The 14398-nt window shown below is 28.9% G+C and carries 19 protein-coding genes; 12 read left to right on the top strand and 7 right to left on the bottom strand.

The features are described 5' to 3' along the window. Positions 1–6: 6 nt before the first annotated feature. Both METVI_RS0102815 and METVI_RS0102810 read right to left on the bottom strand, forming a co-directional pair. The gene (locus METVI_RS0102815) at positions 7–876 is read right to left on the bottom strand and encodes an ATP-binding cassette domain-containing protein (protein WP_004593055.1); all 870 of its coding nucleotides are present in this window, start codon (positions 874–876) and stop codon (positions 7–9) included. Continuing rightward, the gene (locus tag METVI_RS0102810) at positions 876–1598 is read right to left on the bottom strand and encodes an ABC transporter permease (RefSeq protein WP_004593056.1); all 723 of its coding nucleotides are present in this window, start codon (positions 1596–1598) and stop codon (positions 876–878) included. Before METVI_RS0102810 ends, METVI_RS0102815 begins: the two co-directional genes overlap by 1 nt. An 83-nt stretch (positions 1599–1681) precedes the next feature. On the opposite strand from METVI_RS0102810, the gene wtpA reads away from it, so the two are divergent. Genes wtpA through prf1 form a run of 3 tightly spaced genes read left to right on the top strand, consistent with a single transcriptional unit; the run spans position 1682 to position 4616 of the window. Then, positions 1682–2674, top strand: coding sequence for a tungstate ABC transporter substrate-binding protein WtpA (gene wtpA / locus METVI_RS0102805; RefSeq protein ID WP_004593059.1), 993 nt, complete (start codon positions 1682–1684; stop codon positions 2672–2674). A gap of 60 nt (positions 2675–2734) precedes the next feature. Next, on the top strand, positions 2735–3349 hold the full coding sequence (locus METVI_RS0102800) for a MarC family protein (protein WP_017981010.1): 615 nt from the start codon (positions 2735–2737) through the stop codon (positions 3347–3349). 19 nt (positions 3350–3368) lie between these two features. Continuing rightward, positions 3369–4616, top strand: a complete 1248-nt coding sequence (prf1, locus tag METVI_RS0102795; RefSeq protein ID WP_017981009.1) for a peptide chain release factor aRF-1 — start codon at positions 3369–3371, stop codon at positions 4614–4616. On the opposite strand, the gene METVI_RS0102790 is transcribed toward prf1, so the two are convergent. From METVI_RS0102790 to METVI_RS0102780, 3 genes are read right to left on the bottom strand one after another with little or no spacing between them, the layout of a single operon-like run. Next, the gene (locus tag METVI_RS0102790; RefSeq protein WP_004593271.1) at positions 4613–4816 is read right to left on the bottom strand and encodes a DUF6485 family protein; all 204 of its coding nucleotides are present in this window, start codon (positions 4814–4816) and stop codon (positions 4613–4615) included. The genes prf1 and METVI_RS0102790 overlap by 4 nt on opposite strands. After that, on the bottom strand, positions 4779–5261 hold the full coding sequence (locus tag METVI_RS0102785; protein WP_004593269.1) for a methanogenesis marker 5 protein: 483 nt from the start codon (positions 5259–5261) through the stop codon (positions 4779–4781). The genes METVI_RS0102790 and METVI_RS0102785 overlap by 38 nt, the downstream gene beginning before the upstream one ends. A 4-nt stretch (positions 5262–5265) precedes the next feature. After that, positions 5266–5649, bottom strand: coding sequence for a DUF2111 domain-containing protein (locus tag METVI_RS0102780; protein ID WP_004593267.1), 384 nt, complete (start codon positions 5647–5649; stop codon positions 5266–5268). 74 nt (positions 5650–5723) lie between these two features. On the opposite strand from METVI_RS0102780, the gene METVI_RS0102775 reads away from it, so the two are divergent. The 9 genes from METVI_RS0102775 (at position 5724) to METVI_RS0102735 (ending at position 12194) form a co-directional block, all read left to right on the top strand. Beyond that, positions 5724–6620: a carbohydrate kinase family protein gene (locus METVI_RS0102775; protein ID WP_004593265.1), complete on the top strand. Its 897-nt coding sequence runs from the start codon at positions 5724–5726 to the stop codon at positions 6618–6620. Positions 6621–6753: 133 nt separating this feature from the next. Next, positions 6754–7419: a 50S ribosomal protein L1 gene (locus tag METVI_RS0102770; RefSeq protein ID WP_004593263.1), complete on the top strand. Its 666-nt coding sequence runs from the start codon at positions 6754–6756 to the stop codon at positions 7417–7419. A gap of 9 nt (positions 7420–7428) precedes the next feature. Continuing rightward, complete coding sequence (locus METVI_RS0102765) at positions 7429–8442, top strand: 50S ribosomal protein L10 (RefSeq protein WP_004593261.1); 1014 nt, start codon at positions 7429–7431, stop codon at positions 8440–8442. 98 nt (positions 8443–8540) lie between these two features. Further along, the gene (gene rpl12p / locus METVI_RS0102760) at positions 8541–8846 is read left to right on the top strand and encodes a 50S ribosomal protein P1 (protein ID WP_004593259.1); all 306 of its coding nucleotides are present in this window, start codon (positions 8541–8543) and stop codon (positions 8844–8846) included. Positions 8847–8896: 50 nt separating this feature from the next. Continuing rightward, positions 8897–9742, top strand: coding sequence for an agmatinase (gene speB / locus METVI_RS0102755; RefSeq protein WP_004593257.1), 846 nt, complete (start codon positions 8897–8899; stop codon positions 9740–9742). Continuing rightward, entirely contained in the window at positions 9739–9885 is a 147-nt protein-coding gene (locus METVI_RS07250) for a Trm112 family protein (protein WP_004593255.1), read from the top strand. The genes speB and METVI_RS07250 overlap by 4 nt, the downstream gene beginning before the upstream one ends. 1 nt (position 9886) lies before the next feature. Then, positions 9887–10408 carry an RNA 2',3'-cyclic phosphodiesterase gene (gene thpR / locus METVI_RS0102745; protein WP_004593254.1) on the top strand — a complete coding sequence of 174 codons (522 nt, stop codon included), beginning with the start codon at positions 9887–9889 and terminating at the stop codon, positions 10406–10408. A gap of 2 nt (positions 10409–10410) precedes the next feature. Beyond that, the gene (locus METVI_RS0102740; RefSeq protein WP_004593251.1) at positions 10411–10926 is read left to right on the top strand and encodes a hypothetical protein; all 516 of its coding nucleotides are present in this window, start codon (positions 10411–10413) and stop codon (positions 10924–10926) included. After that, on the top strand, positions 10908–12194 hold the full coding sequence (locus METVI_RS0102735; protein ID WP_017981008.1) for a hypothetical protein: 1287 nt from the start codon (positions 10908–10910) through the stop codon (positions 12192–12194). The genes METVI_RS0102740 and METVI_RS0102735 overlap by 19 nt, the downstream gene beginning before the upstream one ends. Here METVI_RS0102735 and sepS read toward each other — a convergent pair. Both sepS and METVI_RS0102725 read right to left on the bottom strand, forming a co-directional pair. Further along, complete coding sequence (sepS, locus tag METVI_RS0102730) at positions 12191–13807, bottom strand: O-phosphoserine--tRNA ligase (protein ID WP_004593249.1); 1617 nt, start codon at positions 13805–13807, stop codon at positions 12191–12193. The two genes, METVI_RS0102735 and sepS, sit on opposite strands and share 4 nt — an antisense overlap. Further along, entirely contained in the window at positions 13797–14351 is a 555-nt protein-coding gene (locus METVI_RS0102725) for an XTP/dITP diphosphatase (RefSeq protein WP_026152870.1), read from the bottom strand. The genes sepS and METVI_RS0102725 overlap by 11 nt, the downstream gene beginning before the upstream one ends. Positions 14352–14398: the final 47 nt, after the last annotated feature.

Genomic DNA, 14398 nt, shown 5'->3' with positions numbered 1-14398 from the left:
ATAATATCACTCAAATTTAATCCCTACTCTATCTCCTATTTTAACATCTTTTTTTGTAAAAGCTTTAATTATTTTTCCATTATAATTTATAAAGACCTTTTTATAATGATGATAATCAATAACATTCTCAACCAAATAATCCCCATCAGTAATTTCAATTTCATATGGTGATATAATTTTACCATCAATAATATTAAAACCTAAAAACTCTGCTGTTTCTATTTTCTTTGGTTTATATAAAATATCTCTTTTTCCAAACTCAATAAGCTTTCCATTTAGAAAGATTCCTACTTTTTCTGCAAGAGTTCTAGCTTCATTTAGATCATGAGTCACATGCAAAACAGGGATATTTATCTTTTTTAATTCTTTTATAACTTCTTCTTTTATATTAATATCTAAAGAAGATGTAGGTTCATCTAATAATAAAATCTTTGGTTCTAAAATTAATGCCCTTGCTAATGCTACTCTCTGCTGTTCTCCTCCACTTAATGTTTTAACATCTCTATCTAACAAATGAGAAATATTTAAAAACTCTGCCAACTCTTTAACCTTTCTTTTAACAACTTCTTTATCTTCTCCTCTTAATAATAATCCATAGGCAATATTTTTATATACATTCATATTTGGGAATAGAGCAAAGTTTTGAGGAACATAACCAATTGATCTCTTTTCTGGAGATAATGAGGTTATATCTTTTCCATCCAAAATCACTTTTCCTTTATCAGGTTTTAATATTCCTGCAATACATTTAAGTAATACACTTTTTCCAGCACCACTAGGCCCTAAGATGATGCAGTATTCATTACCAATTTCAAAGGATACATCTATCAACTTAAATTCCTTCCAATGTTTTGATAAGTTTTTTACAATTAGCATTATTTAACCCTCCTAAGAACTGTAAAGAGTATTAAGCATACTATAACCATAGCTACAGATATTGGTTTGGAAGCTAATAAACCAAAACTTAAAAACCTCTCTAATATTAAGATAGGCACAGTTTTTGGATAATATGCTATAATAAGAATAGCCCCAACTTCACTAACTCCTCTAGCAAAGCAGAGAATTGAACCGGAGATTATGTTATTTTTTATAAGAGGTAATAGTATATCAAAAAATATTCTAAATTCAGAAGCTCCTAATGTTTTTGCTACATTTTCAATTTCTTCATCTATTAGAATAAAGCCATCTCTTATACTATTTATTAAAAATGGTAATCCCACAAATAAATATACAATTACTATCCCCCAAAAGTTATCCACTATATACTCTCTTAACCAATCAAAAAAGCTAATTCCATAAATAAAAGATAACAACATAATTCCAATAACACTATGGGGAATTGCCATAGGAAGATCTAATATAGCTTCAACAAAACTTTTAAACCTAAAATCTTTTCTGGCCAATATGTATCCTGAAGGTAATGATAAAATTAATCCAATAATAGTGGCAATTATTCCTGCTAAAATTGTAGTTTTAAATGCATTTATAACCTCATGATCATTTAATTGTGATAAATCTCCAGGATTTGTAATTAAATAGAGAAGAGGTAAGAGAATGAAGAGAGTTAGGGCTAATAATGTTACATACCCAACCTTCATATCAACACCAATTAACTGTTTTTAGTTAACATTAACTATTTATATTAACTCTTTATATTTAATTTTCTGTAGGAGGTGAGGTTATGAAAAAGTTGCTTTTATCTATTATGGTATTATCATGCTTAATATTAGCTGCAGGATGTGTTAGTAGTGAGAAGAGTAAGAAAGAAATTATTATTTTTCATGCAGGATCTCTTTCAGTTCCATTAGAGAAGTATGAAAAACTTTTTGAAAAAGAGTATAATGTTGATGTTGTTAGAGAACCGGCTGGAAGTGTAAAATGTGTGAGAAAAGTAACTGAATTAAATAAAAAGGCTGATATATTAGCTTTAGCAGATTATTCTTTAATACCTAAAATGTTAATGCCAAAATACACTGATTGGTATGTAATGTTTGCAAGAAATGAGCTAGTTTTAGCTTATACAAATAAAAGTAAATATAGCAATGAGATAAATAAGGATAATTGGTATGAAATATTGAATAGAGATGGAGTGAAATTTGGATTTTCTAACCCAAATGATGATCCATGTGGTTATAGAGCTGTAATGGTTATTAAATTAGCGAGCATGTATTACAACAAACCCATATTTAAAAATTTAATAGAAAATAATTCTAATATTAAAGCTGAAGGAAATAATATAATTGTTCCAAAAGAAGTTAAAGTAAATACTAACAAAATATTTATGAGAAGTAAAGAAACAGATTTGTTAGCTCCATTAGAAGTTGGAGCATTTGATTATTTATTTATCTATAAAAGTGTTGCTAAACAGCATAATTTAAGATATATTGAATTACCAAAAGAAATTAATTTAGGATATTATGAGTTTAAAGATTATTATAAAAAAGTATCTATACAATTTTTAGCTAATAATAAAACCATTTATGGAAAACCAATTGTTTATGGTTTAACAATTCTTAATAATGCTCCTAATAAAAAAGATGCTATATTATTTGTTAAATTTATGTTGGAACACCCAGAGGTGTTGAAAGAGTGTGGACAACCTCCAATAACTCCTGCTATAGCTGTAGGTAATGTTCCTGAGGAGATAAAAAGTTTGGTTGTTGTTAAGCAATAACTTTTTTATATAAATTTTATTTTATTTTATTATTAAGGTTTCTTTTATCAAAGTGAAAATATGGATTTACAGTATTTTATAATTGCATTTACATCTATCATATCTATATTAAACCCTATTGGGGCAATACCTGTTTTTGTCTCACTAACAGAGTCATATCCAAAAAATGAAAAAATAATCATAGCTAAAAAAACAGCTATTTATACTGCAGCTATTTTGTATATATTTACACTTTTTGGAGAGTATATACTTAAATTTTTTGGTATAACATTAAATGCCTTTAAAATAGCAGGAGGGCTTTTATTGGTTTTAATAGCTTTAGATATGGTTAGAGGTCATCAAAAATCAAAAATTCATGAGAAGGATATTAAACATGCTGAAGATGTTGATGAAATAGCTTTAATGCCTTTAGCTACTCCACTATTAGCAGGTCCTGGATCAATAACTGCATGTATGGTAGCAATGGCAGGAGCTGAAGGGTTTAATAAATTTTTGGTCTTATTAGCCATAGGTTTATGTATTATTATAACTTATATAACATTACTCTTTGCAGAAAAAATTATTGAAAAAATAGGAAAATTAGGGATAAGAATATTTACAAGAATGATGGGTTTTTTACTTTTAGCTATAGCTGTACAAATGATAATCTCTGGCTTGAAAGGATCTCTATTTTAAAATTAAATAGGTGAGAATTATGAGTAATGATAAATATACATTTAAAAAACTTATTAAAGAATTAAAAAGTAAAAAAGGAAAAGGTACTGAATTAATAAGTCTTTATATTCCTGCAGGAAGGAGAATATCTGATGTAGCACAACATTTAAGAGAAGAAATGAGCCAAGCAGCCAATATTAAAAGTAAAAGTACAAGAAAAAATGTTCAATCAGCTATAGAAGCAATTATGCAAAGATTAAAATTGTTAAAAGAACCATTAGAAAAAGGAGTTGTTATTTTTGCTGGAATGGTGCCAAGAAGTGGTCCAGGAACAGAGAAGATGGAAACATATGTTATAGAACCTCCAGAACCTCTAAAAACTTATATATATAGATGTGATTCTGAGTTTTACTTAGAACCATTAGAAGAAATGTTGGAAGATAAAGATGTGTATGGAATAATATTAGTTGATAGAAACGAAGCTACAATAGCTTTAGTTAAAGGGAGAAATATACAGATATTAAAAAGATTAACTAGTGGGGTTCCTGGAAAATTTAAAGCTGGGGGGCAATCTGCCAGAAGATTAGAAAGATTAATAGACTTAGCTGCACATGAGTTTTTACAAAGAGTGGGACAAAAAGCAAATGAGCAATTTTTACCACTCTTGCAGGAAAAAAAGTTAAAAGGTATATTAGTTGGTGGGCCAGGACACACAAAGTTAGAATTTGTTCAAAAAGATTATTTACATCATGAGTTAAAAAAGTTAGTTTTAGACACATTTGATCTTTGTTATACAGAAGAATTTGGTATAAGAGAATTGTTGGAAAAAGCTGCTCCTCTATTAAAAGATGTAGAACTTATGAAAGAGAGACAAGCTGTTCAAAGATTTTTAAAAGAACTTGTTAAAGAAGATGGAGGTTTAGCCTGTTATGGAGAAAAAGAAGTATTAAATGCCTTAATGATGGGAGCAGTGGATACTTTAATAGTTTCTGAAGATATTGAAAGGTATAAAGTTAAAATAGCCTGTAATAAATGTGACTATTTTGAAGAGAGAACAGTTGATAAAATAGAAAAGATGAAATTAGATGAAGAAATAAAAAACATGTCCTGTCCAAAATGTGGATCAGCATTATCTATTGTGGAAGAGAAAGATTATATTGAATATCTCTCTGAACTATGTGAACAGAGTGGTGCAAAGCTTATAACAGTGTCATCAGAAACTGAAGAAGGTGCCATGATATCAAAAGCTTTTAAAGGAATAGCAGCAATATTAAGATATAAAATTTAAATCTTTTTTTCTAAAACTAATTTTGCAAATGTTTCAAAGCTTCTATCATATGTTTTTTCTATTTCTGGAGGGAAACAGCAAGCAGGAAGCTGTCTATTTTTTAAATGATAATGTAAACACTCACAACACATTCCCTTTTTACTACATGAAGGATAAGTGCAATTACATCTCTCCAGATTTTTCTCCTTCTGACATTCCATTACCATCACCTTCTAAACTTTTTAAGAAATTAACAATTTTATTAACTAAAATTTCGGCTTCTTCTTCATTTGTTGGATATTTAACCTTTAAAATTGGAATATTTTTTCTTCTAATTAAATAGAGAGTCAATTCATTTGTTCTTTGACATCCAATACATCCAAATGCTATTGGAGCATCTTCCATAATTATAGCTGCTTCAGCTTCTTCTATTAATGGTCCAATTAAAGCCAGTCTTCCTCTAACTCCAGAAGGAACTTCTATAGCAGCATATTTTAAACCTTTTTTAGGTTCTTCAGGTGTTATATTTATTGGAGGACTGTCTATTTCAGCATTTCTAACAAGTTTTCCAATAACTATATTTAATGTTAATGGTTTATGGCCAAACCTTTCAACAAGGTCTGTTAATATTAAACTATTTGGTGGAAAAATAAACACTTTTTTCATGATTTCACCTTGGGTATGCATCTTCTGGCAAGAATTTGTATAACTCAGGTCTTCTAGCAATGGCTAATATATCTTCAAATATCCCTGCTGTAATATCAACAACCCCTACAGCTCCAACAACTTTATCATTTTCTTTTATAGGTACAACTATTACAGGTAGCCCTTTATATGGTCCAATTATGGGTGTGGCTTTTATTACTTCCCCTTTCTCAATAGCTAATTTTAGAACATAACCTTCAAAGTTCTTATCTACTACCTCACCCTTCTCTAACCTTACACCAGGATAATTTTTACTCCTCATTGTTATAGGTAATTTATTAACTAATATATGTATAGCTTTTGCTATAGGTATTAGGTCTTCTGCTTTAGAATTTTCTGAAATTATCATAGCTCTCACCATTAATAATTTATAGATAATCATTATATTAATAATTACACCTTTAACTTTATGGGTGAAAATTGATGATAACTTGTATTGGGCATATAGCTTTAGATTATATTTTTAATATAGATAGATTTCCAGAACCCAATAGCTCTGTTCAAATTCCATCAGCTAAATTGTATTATGGAGGGGCAGCAGCAAATACTGCTGTAGCTATAAAGAAGTTAGGTGTGGATTGTGAATTAATATCGTGTGTAGGATATGATTTTAAGGATAGTAGATATGAAAAATATCTTAAAAAATTAGGAGTAAATATATCAAAACTCTATTATTCTGAAGATGAAGAAACTCCAAAAGCTTGGATTTTTACAGATAAAGAAAATAATCAGATAACATTTTTTTTATGGGGGGCTGCTAAACACTATAAAGAATTAAATCCTCCAAATTTTGATACTAATATAGTTCATATAGCTACTGGAGATCCTGATTATAATTTAAGGGCTGCAAAAAAAGCTTATGGAAAGGCTATAGTTTCTTTTGATCCTGGACAAGATTTGCCACAATATAGTGAAAATAGTCTTAGAGAATTAATAAAACATACAAATTTTTTATTTTTAAATAAATATGAATTTGATAGGATTAGTAAGATGTTAAATTTTAATTTAGATGATTTTTTAAAATATGTTGACATATTAGTGGTAACAAAAGGAGAGAAAGGAAGTACTATATATACAGAAGAGAATAAAAAAATAGAAATTCCTGTTATTAAAGCTAAAGTTGTTGATCCCACTGGGGCAGGAGATGCATATAGAGCAGGATTTTTAGTAGCATATTTAAAAAAATATCCATTGGAAAAGTGTGGTTTAATAGCTTCAGCAGCAGCATCTTTTGTTGTTGAAGCAAAAGGATCACAAACTAATTTGCCAACATGGGATATGGTTTTAAATAGATTAAAAAGACATGGGTTTAATTTATGAATAAAATACCGAAAGTTTTATATAGATAAGGAAATATTAAAATCAATAATCTTTTAACTAAACTATTTTAAACACTGGAAATAGATTTATTATTTTTATCCCTTTAAAACAAAAATTTTATAAGGATGAGAGCATGGATAGAGAAGCGATATTGAAAGCTGTAAAAGAAGCTCGTTCTTTAGCAAAGCCAAGAAATTTTACTCAATCATTTGAATTCATTGCAACATTAAAAGAATTAGACATGAGAAAACCAGAAAATAGAATAAAAGCTGAAGTAGTTTTACCACATGGTAGAGGAAAAGAAGCTAAGATTGCTGTTATAGCTGAAGGACCATTAGCTCAGCAAGCTGAAGAGCTGGGTTTAACAGTTATAAGAAAAGATCAGATAGAGGAACTTGGGAAAAATAAAAGACAGTTAAGAAAAATAGCTAAAGCTCATGACTTCTTTATAGCTCAAGCAGATTTAATGCCATTGATTGGTAGATACTTTGGGGTTATATTAGGTCCCAGAGGTAAGATGCCAAAACCAGTGCCAGCTAACGCGGATATAAAACCATTAGTAGAAAGATTAAAAAAGACAGTAGTTATTAATACAAGAGATAAGCCATATTTCCAAGTTCTTGTAGGTAATGAAAAAATGAGTGATGAGCAAATAGTTGATAATATTGAAGCAGTTTTAAATGTTGTAGCTAAAAAGTATGAAAAAGGATTGTATCATATAAAAGATGCTTATGTCAAACTAACAATGGGTCCAGCAGTTAAGATAGAAAAGGAGAAAGAAAAAGTTAAAAAGAAATAAGGTGTTAATATGACAACAAAAGTAAAACCTCATGTAGCTCCATGGAAGATTGAAGAAGTTAAAACATTGAAAAGTTTAATAAAAAGTAAGCCAGTTGTTGCTATTGTAGATATGATGGATGTCCCTGCACCACAGTTACAAGAAATTAGGGCAAAAATAAGAGATAAGGTTAAACTTAGGATGTCAAGAAACACACTAATAAAAAGAGCTATAAAAGAGGCTTCTGAGGAATTAAATAATCCTAAGTTAGCAGAATTAGCTAATTATGTTGAGAGAGGGGCAGCAATATTAGTTACTGATATGAATCCATTTAAATTATATAAGTTATTAGAGGAGAATAAAAGTCCTGCTCCAGTTAAAGGAGGGCAAATAGCTCCATGTGATATTAAAGTTGAAAAGGGTTCAACAGGGATGCCTCCAGGTCCATTTTTAAGTGAATTAAAAGCTGTAGGAATTCCTGCAGCTATTGAAAAAGGTAAAATTGCTATAAAAGAGGATAAAGTAGTTGTTAGGAAAGGAGAAGTGGTTTCTCCACAGTTAGCTGCAGTATTAAATAAATTAGGAATAAAACCAATAAAAGTAGGGTTAGATATCTTAGCTGTTTATGAGGATGGAATTATATATACCCCAGAAGTTTTAAAGATTGATGAGAGTAAGTTGTTAAGTGATATACAAACAGCTTACCAACATGCAATGAACTTAGCATTTAATATAGCATATCCAGCAAAGGAAGTATTGCCAATGTTAATACAAAAGGCATTTATGGAGGCAAAGGCATTAGCATTAGAATCATGTTATGTAACAAAAGATACTGCTGGAGATATATTAGCAAAAGCTCAAGCTCAAGCTTTAGCTTTAGCAAAATTACTGCCTGATGAAGCATTAGATGAAGAAATTAAAAACTTAATGTCATCAGCTCCAGCTCCAGCAGTAGAAGAGAAGAAAGAGGAAGCTAAAGAGGAGAAGAAAGAAGAGAAGAAGGAAGAAGAAACTGCTGCAGCAGGTTTAGCCCTATTATTCTAAACCGAAAATTATTTATATTCTATTAGTTAATTATCTTTCTAAATCTTTCTATAAATTTTAACCATAAGAAACACAAAAAATAAAGAGAGGTGTAAAATATGGAGTACATATATGCAGCACTACTATTACACTCAGCAGGAAAAGAGATTAATGAAGAGAACTTAAAAGCTGTTTTGCAGGCTGCAGGAATAGAAGTTGATGAAGCTAGAATAAAGGCATTAGTAGCTGGATTAGAGGGAGTTAATATTGATGAAGCTATTGCTAATGCAGCAATGCCAGTAGCTGTAGCAGCTCCAGCTCCAGCAGTAGAAGAGAAGAAAGAGGAAGCTAAAGAGGAGAAGAAAGAAGAGAAGAAGGAAGAAGAAACTGCTGCTGTTGCTGGTTTGGCTGCACTCTTTGGCTAAATTCTTTTTTTAATATTTATATTCATATATAAAAATATATTGGTGATAATGTGTTTATAGATCTATCTAAATATATGTTAGCTGATGCTGATTATAAATCTGCTGATGGGGTTATTATATCCATTCCTTATGATGAAACCACCTCTTTTAAACCTGGAGCAAGAGATGGGGGGAAAGCTATAAGAGAGGCCTCATGGGGATTAGAAAGTTATAGCCCAATATTGGATAGAGATCTTACAGAAGTAAAATACTGTGATTTAAAAGACCTTGATTTATATGGTAACCAAAAAGATATTTTTAATTTAATAACAAATACCATAAAAAATATACTTAATGATGGTAAAAAGCCTATTATTTTTGGCGGAGAACATTCAATTACATTTCCAATAATTAAAGCAGTAAAAGAGATTTATAATGATTTTATTGTTATTCAGTTTGATGCCCACTGTGATTTAAGAGATGAATATTTGGGAAACCCCTTATCACATGCCTGTGTTATGAGAAGGATATATGAGATTAATAAAAACATTTTTCAGTTTGGAGTTAGAAGTGGAGATAAAGAAGAGTGGGAGTTTATAAAGAAGTGTAATATATACTCTAAGCAGAGGTTATTAAATGAAGAAGATATTGATATAATTAAAGATATAAATAAACCAATATATGTAACAATTGACATTGATGTTCTTGACCCTGCTTTTGCTCCAGGAACAGGAACTCCAGAACCATGTGGATTTACAACAAAAGAGCTATTTAATTCACTATATCTATTAAGAGATGTTAAAGATATGATTGTAGGATTTGATATTGTTGAGGTAGCTCCAATATATGATCTAGCTAATATAACAGCAATAACTGCAGCTAAAATAGCAAGAGAGTTGATGCTAATGATACTATGAGTTGGATAGAGAAATATTTGGAGATCTTACAATGTCCATACTGTGGAGGAGATTTGTATTTAGATAGTAATAAATTAGTATGTAAAAAGTGTAAAAGGGTGTTTGATATAATAGAAGGTATCCCAATTCTTTTGAGGAGATAACATGAGATTATTTTTAGCTATAGACATTCCAAAAGATATAAAAAACAAGATTTATGAGTTTCAGAAAAGTTTTAAAATTAAAGGAATAAAACTTGTTGAAAAAGAAAATTTGCATATAACAGTGAAGTTCTTAGGAGAAGTTGATGAAAATTTATTAAATAAAATTTTAGATCTTGACCTATCCATAGAACCAATAAGAATAAAACTAAAAAATTTAGGAGTGTTTCCAAATGAGAATTTTATAAGAGTTATTTGGGTAGGTGTTGAAGGAGATAAAATAATTGATTTATTTAAAGATATAGACAAAAAATTATCAACATTAGGTTTTAAAAAGGAAAATAATTATATTCCACATCTAACTATAGGTAGGGTTAAATTTATAGAGAATAAAAAGTTATTAAAAGATAGAATAAGAGAGTTTAAGAATGTTGAATTTGGTTCTTTCACAGCTGAAAAAATAAAATTATATAAATCTACTTTAACAAGAGAAGGGCCTATTTATGAAATTATAAAGGAGTGGTAAATTTGGATGAAAATAAACAAAAGTTGCATTATATTATTTATCTTTTAACTAGAGATGATAAAAAATGGGTTAGGCAAATAGTAGTTTTTGCTTTAATATATTACTTTATTAAACTTAAAGTTTTAAGTTACACCTATGCTCCCATGCCTTATATTTGGCAGGATAAAATAAAGTTTATAAATATCAGTTATGATGCATTAGAAGATTTAAATTTTCTTTTAGATAATGGGTATATAAGTGAGATCCTACTTTCTATTAAGGGGTTAAATGAATTTATAGTTGGTTATAAAATTGGAAAAAGCTTGAACTATAATTTTAGCGAGAAAGATAAAGAAATAATAGAGAAAACTATTTTAGATGAAAATGGAAATTTAAAGGAAATAATAATTACTGAAAATGGAATAAAAATTAAGTCTAAAGAAGGAGATTTAGATATAATTTTAACTGAGTTAGAGAGGATTAAGTATAAGTCAAAGAGTTATATTATGAAGGTATCATTATGGGATATAAAACCATAGTTGTGCTAACTGAATGGATTCCATTTGGGAAAAACCATATGGCAGAATTTATAAATAGAATAACATTAAAAGAGTTTCAAAAAAGAAAAAAGTATTTTACAGGAACAGAGAATAGAGATATTAAAAATAAAGCTATTTTTGAAATAGCTAAATATAAAACAACAGTTAGTATTATTGATTTTATTCCTGAAACTTCTGTTAAATTTACAGCAAATATTGGAAATAAAGATGTTTTTATATATATTGATTATCTTGGCAGATGCCTTTATTCTTCTGAAATCATAGAACCAAAAAATATAACTATTGATCAACTCTCCTTTATCATCCCTGATTTAATCTTAGACTCATCAAGAATAATGAGTTATCTAATAACATCTTCACAGAGGTATATTTTAGAGACACTCTATGGAGATATTAAATTATATAAACATATAACAATTTTAACAGAAAATGATGTTGAAGATATTAAAGAAATTAGTAAAGTTATAGGGATGATAAAAAGAATTGTAAAGTTGAGTGAAGGGTTGATTGTTTTTGGAGAGTATGGAATTTATATATCATCTAGCAATATAGAGAAGTTTGAGAGGTTTGTCTACTATTATTCCTTTATTAGAAGTATAACAGGAGTTTCAAAAGATCTATTTTTTAAACTTAATACTATAGCATCAAAATTAGAAAGTATAAGTGGTTTATTAGAAAATGTTGATATAAAAGACATATCAAAAGTTAGGGCAGAACTGAGTAAAATTGATAGAGAACTGTCTGTTATAGAGATGGCATATAACTATTTAAATGAAATTATTGAAGTTTTAAATTCATTATATCCTCCAAATTTTGGAGATTTTGATTTATATTTGTTAGAAGAGGTAGATACTAAAATGAAATTGGAGAGGTTAAAGTATAGAATGCTTGAGATAAAAAATCTCTTAGAATGTAATGAAAAGTTAGCAACAAGCTTAACAAGATTACTTACAACACTATCAGAAGATTTTGAAAGAGAAATTGCTAACCAATTAGCTAAAAATACAAAATATCAAGTAGCCTTAGGAGAAGCTATGGAAGTTTTAGAAGTGGGGATATTTGGAGTTTATGCCTTAGAAGCTGTTCATATTCTTCTATATACCTCAGGAAAAGAGGAGATTTTAGATCATATAAAATTTTTAAGTTTTCCATTAGAATTTTGGATAATCTTATTAACAATAATTTTAGGAATTTGTGTGGGAACATTTATGATAAAGTATAAAAAGATGAAAGTTTTAAAAAGTTAGTGTATTATTACTTCAGCATTTAAGAAAACAGGACCTCTAACATCAATAATTTTTTCATTTCTCATTAAATACTTCATAACTTTATCATCCACTTTTAAGTTGATATCACTTAAGTTCCTAACTATTGTAACTCTAAAGTTAAACCTATCTATGTTAGAGACTAAAGCTTCTTCTATTTTAGATGTTAGTTTATATATAACCCCATCTATATATCTTATCCCAGTACTCACCCCATGATCTTTCACATCTTTTAACACATCTCTATACTCCTCTTTTATTCCTTCTAAGTTTTTAGGTATTCCATATATGTTTCCATTATAAACATAAATTTCATTCAAAACAGAAGGACCTAACAGTTTTTTCCCTTCTTCATTTTCAAAAATTTTAATTATAATTCTTCTTTTTTCACTGTTAAATTTCAGAGTCTTCTCAAATGTTATAGATGTTGGAGCAATATCATCTTTATGACTGATACACTTATCTATAATCTCACAAGTAAGATCATGAAATTCATCTAAAATAGGAGTTTTATCTATTTTAATAGCTCTTGCTATTTCAATATCATCCAATATCAGTTCATAAAACTGTGGGTAAACCATTCTCCTAACATCATCGTAATTGTATAAAACCATAGTAAGCCTTTCTACACCCAAACCTAAGTTCATAACAGGAACATCTATATTATATTTAGATAGAGAAACAGGAGAGTAAACTCCAAAAGTAGCAATTTCTATCCAATCATTAAGCTTAGGATGAAATGCATAAACTTCAGTCTGAGTTTCTGGAGTGTAATATTTACTCTTCTTTTCATCCAATTTGAACTTAAATTTTGTGAATCCAAACTGTTTTAATAATGCTTCAGCAACAGCTTTTCCCTCATCTTCAGATACATCTTCATCAGCAATAACACATGAAGCTGAATGATAGCTATATAAATGACTCCTATCTTCTCTTTGTTCTCTTCTAAAACATCTATCTATTGAAAATAATTTTATAGGTAGATCTCTTTTTTTAATTAAATGGCTTAATGTTATGAACCATCCTGAAGTCATATGGCTTCTCAATGTTAGAGAAGAGGCTTCAGGTTTAAGATCCTTAAATTCAGGGAAAGCTTTATCTAAGACTTTTAAAGCAAGTTCATTATCTATGTTTAATGCTTTTGAAATTTCATAAATTAAATCATCTCCATCAACTTCACCTTTTTTATATTTGTGTAATGTCTCCCTAAGCCTTTCAGCTTTATTATCATCAATATCTATATTTAAGTTTTTAATTATTTCTATCTTTTCCTTACTCAATCCTACATCAGGTCTGGGTAAACCAGCTAAGTAGAAACATCTATCCAATACAGCCATAGCTTCAGAACCAAACTGCTTATAAACTTCCAATTCATCCACTATAATAGGATTTATTACCTCTTCAAAACCCATTCTTAAATATGCTTCTCTAAGTCTTTGGATCACTTCCATAACGGGATGAGGTTTGCCATATTCTATATTTATTCTTGGATATCTTTTATTAATCTCCTTTTTTATATACTTCTTACTATCTCTCCAAGCTTTTTCAAAATCTCTCTCTGCTAAATTTAATACCTCTTTTATATTAAATCTCATACTTTCCCCTTTTTAGAAATTCTCTTAACTTATCAAAAGCTAATTTTCTATGTGATATTCTACTTTTTTCTTCTCTACTCATCTCAGCAAATGTTCTACTTTCCCCTTCTGGAATAAATATACTATCATATGCAAATCCATGTTCTCCTCTAATCTCTTCTGATACTTTTCCTCTTATAATTCCAGAGAAAAGTTTAACTCCATTTTCATCACAATATCCAATTACACATTTAAAATAAGCATTTCTATTATCTTTATCTTCTAATAATTTTAATATTCCTTCATTTCCAATAGTTTCTTGAACATATCTTGAATAAGGCCCAGGAAATCCATTCAAGGCTTCAACAAAAAATCCAGAATCTTCAACAATTACAGGTTTTTTTATTATATTATACACATACTTTGCTCCAAATTCTGCTACTTCTTCTAAACTACCTTGAATTTCAGGATACTTAATATTTATTTGCTGAATTTTAATATCTTTTAAGATAATCTCTGCCTCTTTTACTTTGTTTATATTTCCTGTAGCAAAATATAACAAAATAATCACCCACATTAAAGACATAAGTTTTAAATAACCCTATTATTTAT

It is taken from the genome of Methanocaldococcus villosus KIN24-T80, from assembly GCF_000371805.1.
Taxonomy (GTDB): Archaea; AGJL01; Methanococci; order Methanococcales; family Methanocaldococcaceae; genus Methanocaldococcus; species Methanocaldococcus villosus.
Note: the sequence above shows the minus strand (reverse complement) of the source record. Positions and strands in the feature narration are given on the sequence as shown.